Origin of the sequence: Phormidium pseudopriestleyi FRX01, from assembly GCF_017313335.1 — a bacterium.
Lineage (GTDB): Bacteria > Cyanobacteriota > Cyanobacteriia > Cyanobacteriales > Laspinemataceae > Laspinema > Laspinema pseudopriestleyi.
In genome coordinates this window covers 1-4,071 of record NZ_JAFLQW010000432.1, presented here as the reverse complement: position 1 = coordinate 4,071, position 4,071 = coordinate 1, and the positions used below count along the sequence as shown (strand labels likewise).

At 47.1% G+C, this 4,071-nt stretch carries 7 protein-coding genes; all 7 read left to right on the top strand.

Going from position 1 to position 4,071, the window contains the following annotated elements; all coding sequences use genetic code 11:
- Window positions 1-180: Uma2 family endonuclease (locus J0895_RS16275; RefSeq protein ID WP_207089094.1), on the top strand; the 180-nt coding region annotated here is incomplete at its 5' end.
- Between the two features lie 334 nt (window positions 181-514).
- Entirely contained in the window at window positions 515-757 is a 243-nt protein-coding gene (locus J0895_RS16270) for a hypothetical protein (protein ID WP_207089093.1), read from the top strand.
- Window positions 758-762: 5 nt separating this feature from the next.
- Entirely contained in the window at window positions 763-1,092 is a 330-nt protein-coding gene (locus tag J0895_RS16265) for a hypothetical protein (RefSeq protein WP_207089092.1), read from the top strand.
- A 107-nt stretch (window positions 1,093-1,199) separates the two neighbouring features.
- The gene (locus tag J0895_RS16260) at window positions 1,200-1,619 is read left to right on the top strand and encodes a hypothetical protein (RefSeq protein ID WP_207089091.1); all 420 of its coding nucleotides are present in this window, start codon (window positions 1,200-1,202) and stop codon (window positions 1,617-1,619) included.
- A 232-nt stretch (window positions 1,620-1,851) separates the two neighbouring features.
- Window positions 1,852-2,400, top strand: coding sequence for a shikimate kinase (locus J0895_RS16255; protein ID WP_207089090.1), 549 nt, complete (start codon window positions 1,852-1,854; stop codon window positions 2,398-2,400).
- Window positions 2,401-2,515: 115 nt separating this feature from the next.
- Window positions 2,516-3,412, top strand: coding sequence for an acetylglutamate kinase (gene argB / locus J0895_RS16250; RefSeq protein WP_207089089.1), 897 nt, complete (start codon window positions 2,516-2,518; stop codon window positions 3,410-3,412).
- Between the two features lie 96 nt (window positions 3,413-3,508).
- On the top strand, window positions 3,509-4,071 hold a 563-nt coding region (locus J0895_RS16245), incomplete at its 3' end, for an alpha/beta hydrolase (RefSeq protein ID WP_207089088.1).

The following is a 4,071-nucleotide window of genomic DNA, read 5'->3' as shown; positions in this document are numbered from 1 at the left end:
TATGCCGAACATAACATCACCGAAGTCTGGTTAGTCAACCTCCCCGAAAACTGCCTAGAAGTCTACGGCCAACCCACCGCCACCGGATATCAAATCATCAGTCAATTCTATCCCGGAGACACCCTATCCTTACAAACCTTTCCTGACATCACCATCAACGTTAATGAAATTTTATCCTAGTCATTCTCTGATGTTCGTAGTAACGACTTCAGTCGTTATCCCCCCCTAATCCCCAAAATAACTCTAATCATTAACAATGCGATCGCCACCCCGTAGCGATACTCTGCACTGCCCTCTATTCTGCCCATTGGTAAAGGCGATCGGGCCTTGACATTCAGTCATTACAACCATCGGATATAGTCATTCTCAACATAACCCAATTTCTCATTGACAAACAGTCATTCTATAGTCATAATGGACATGGCTTCGTTAGTGTCCGCAAACGCCCCACCGTTGACGGGTGCGGGTTTTTGCCTCAAAACTTTGCCCTTCCTGAAGTGAGGGAAAACAGCACATGGTTTCATCTAAATTATTAGAAATTGCTCGCGATATTCGCAACTTATCTGTGTCAGAACAACAGTGGCTTTTGGATAAATTGGTCAAGCAAATTCAATCTAAAACCCAAGTTTTTAGTCAATTTAATGATAGCAAACTTTTAAAATTTCAACTGCAAGAAATGGCCCAACACCCAGAAGTTCAAGCAGAAATTGCAGCTATCAATGAAGAGTTTGCTATTGCAGAACTAGATGGGTTATAAACTTGATGGCAATTCAAAGAGGAGACATTTATTTTGTCAATCTCAACCCGCAACCCTCTGGCGGTGGGGGCAAACCCTGGCCAACTATGGGTGATGTTACACTGATGGACTCTTTCATCCGTTCAATGAACGAAATGAAACTGCCGGAAAGTTTACCCGATAGGTGGTCGGAAATACAGCCGGATCTTGTCTATAAGACTCTGAATGAGATGCTTGTTTGTTTTGGTCAAGAGCAAATTAACCAAGGAATCCGATATGATGCGACTAACAAACATTTAAAAGCGATTGAAAAAGAAAGGGTAGACTCTCGTCTGAAGTGGAAGGTTACGATTTGAAGTCCAAAATTTTAGGAAAAGGTGGCGATCGCCGGTTTCATGGAAAAATTATCGATGGCGTTTTACACTTCCCCGGTTGTGTTACAGAACATTAAGGAATAACAAGTATGATTCTCTTAAAAAATCATCCAGTTTGGCAGAATTTATCGGAAATATTTACCCGTCTTGATGCTCATTCTCTGGTTTTTGAGCATCTGGAATTATCCGATTATAAAATAGCGGGATATTGGGATGAATCGGACCAATTTTATGAAACAATCACCCTGCCTCGTCCTCTTTCCCCGGAATTAGTCACCCGTGCGATCGCCTTTCACGGTGACAAACGCCGGATCCAACTCAAATTTGTTCTCAATTTCGCTGAAATCTCCCCAGAAACAATCTCCCCTAACCCGCCTATCGGTGAACTGATGCTAATTTATGATGAAAATCTGGAATTTATCGATGAAAATTGGCAGATTGATATTCACTCTCCATTCATCAATGTCCACCCATCCCTTTACCCTTTGACTGAAGCACAAAGGCAGTAACCCCCTCCCAGCAATTCCCATGAATCCCCAACCCACTCCAGCAAGCGATCGCATTTTAGCCCCCGAGGAATACGATTGTATATAGAAAAAAAATCAGGGTGGCCATCAATCGCCGGATCAAAGATGCCACAGGAGAAATGCAGATCCTGGGACCGAGGATAACTCTCCCTACCCTTGATTTGCGACCCCGAACAATGGTAAGAATAACCTCGCCCTGCCTTAAGCAAGTAACGTGAATCAGTTTCTCAAAGGATGCAACCTCTATCTCATCGGGATGATGGGGTCTGGAAAAACCACCATTGCCCAAATTCTGGCCCCCCAATTGGAGTATCGTTATTTTGACACCGATCGCCTGATTGAACAGGTGGCGGGTCAGTCTATCCCGGAGATTTTTGCCGAAAGTGGAGAGGCGGCATTTCGGGAACTCGAAACGAAGGTGTTAAGCGAATTGTGCGCCTATACCCGTCTGGTTGTCGCCACGGGGGGAGGGATTATCCTGAACCGGCAAAACTGGAGTTATCTGCAACATGGGGTCGTGGTGTGGTTAGATGTTCCTGTGGAGCAACTTTATCAGCGGTTGTCCGGGGATACCACCCGGCCATTGTTAAGAGACCCTGACCCAATGGCTAAACTGCGATCGCTCCTTGACCAACGCCAATCCCTCTACTCCCAGGCCGATGTGCGCGTTATAGTCAGTCCTGAAGATACCCCAGAACAAATCGCTACGGGAGTTTTAAGCGAAATTTCCAAAATCCTCAAACACCGTGTTAATCAGAACTAAATCCTCCCTTTCCCGCAGCAAATCGATAGATTCCCCTCAACCCAAATTTTTATGATGATTCTCAGGGTTGAAAAATTGCCATAAGCTAGGAGTGACCTATTTTCAGGGAATACCTATGGTGACCGAAAAAGAACTCAGCCAACAAGAAACTGAAGCAATGCGGGTGAAGGTGCTGAGTGAAGCCCTCCCCTATATCCAGCAATTCGCTGGCCGCACGATTGTGGTTAAATATGGCGGTGCAGCCATGAAAGACAGCACCCTCAAGGACCAAGTAATGCGGGATTTGGTCTTCCTGGCCTGTGTCGGGGTCCGGCCTGTGTTGGTCCACGGTGGCGGTCCGGAAATTAATAGCTGGTTGGACAAACTTGGCATCGAGCCCCAATTTAAAAATGGTCTGCGGGTCACCGATGCGCCGACAATGGATGTGGTGGAAATGGTGTTAGTAGGCCGGGTCAACAAGGAAATTGTCGCCCTGATTAATCAAGCGGGGGGTTTAGCGGTCGGATTGTGCGGTAAAGATGGGAATTTAATCACCGCACGTCCTCAAGGGGATGAAGGAATTGGCTTTGTTGGGGAAGTGAGTTCTGTGAATCCCAAAATTTTAGAAGCCTTAGTCAAATCTGGCTATATTCCCGTGGTCTCCAGTGTGGCAGCGGATGAGGAGGGTCAATCGTATAATATTAATGCCGATACGATCGCCGGAGAACTGGCTGCGGCTTTGGGTGCGGAAAAATTAATCTTAATGACGGACACGGCAGGAATTTTACAGGATCCCAAGGACCCTTCTACCCTGCTGCCGCAACTGGATATTCAACAAGCGCGGGAACTGATGAAAAACGGGGTGGTTTCCGGGGGGATGATTCCCAAGGTGACCTGTTGTGTAAGGAGTTTGGCCCAAGGGGTCAAGGCGGCTCACATTATTGATGGTCGGATCAATCACTCCCTGTTGCTGGAAATTTTAACCGATACGGGGATTGGTTCGATGATTGTGGCTTCGGGATACCAGCGGTAAATTTCACCAGTGCTTTTTCATTATATCAGGATTGCCGAGTCAGAAGGATGAACTAGCTATATATCCTTGATCCTTCTGACTGTACCGGGTGTTTAAATGTTGAATTACTGTGGTTCGATCGCCGACTTTGTTTGTAATGCCAAAAGCCGTGAAGATGACCTGCCTCTGCTGAATGAACACTGCCGATCGCGCTTTTTTCTCCATCCTCGCCGGACCAAAAAAGTGCTGCTGTTCTTTCACGGGTTTACCGCTGCACCCTGGCAGTTTGTGCCGATGGGAGAGGCATTTTTTAAGGCGGGTTACAATGTTTTAGTCCCCTTAATGCCCGGTCATGGTCATGGGGGGAACTGGAGTCGGCAAAATCCACCTCCATTACCGACTACGGCAGCAGTGTATCAAGATTTTGCCCAGGAATGGCTCGATCGCGCTCAAGAGTTGGGGGAAGATGTCTACATCGGGGGGTTATCCGGCGGCGGGACCGTGGCGGCCTGGTTGGCCTTAGAACGTAGTCAGGATATTGCCGGTTGTTTGTTGTTTGCACCCTATTTGAGCAGTAGTAGTCGGGTGTTAGATTTGTTTGTGCGAAAGCTGACTCCAGACTATTGTGATTGGGGTGCGCCGAGACCGGGACAGGCACGGTATGGGTACGATGGGTTTGC

Bases quoted from the DNA above. Each gene is read 5' to 3' on its own strand.
- J0895_RS16270 (WP_207089093.1), top strand. From the start codon at position 515: ATGGTTTCATCTAAATTATTAGAAATTGCTCGCGATATTCGCAACTTA.
- J0895_RS16265 (WP_207089092.1), top strand. From the start codon at position 763: ATGGCAATTCAAAGAGGAGACATTTATTTTGTCAATCTCAACCCGCAA.
- J0895_RS16260 (WP_207089091.1), top strand. From the start codon at position 1,200: ATGATTCTCTTAAAAAATCATCCAGTTTGGCAGAATTTATCGGAAATA.
- argB (WP_207089089.1), top strand. From the start codon at position 2,516: ATGGTGACCGAAAAAGAACTCAGCCAACAAGAAACTGAAGCAATGCGG.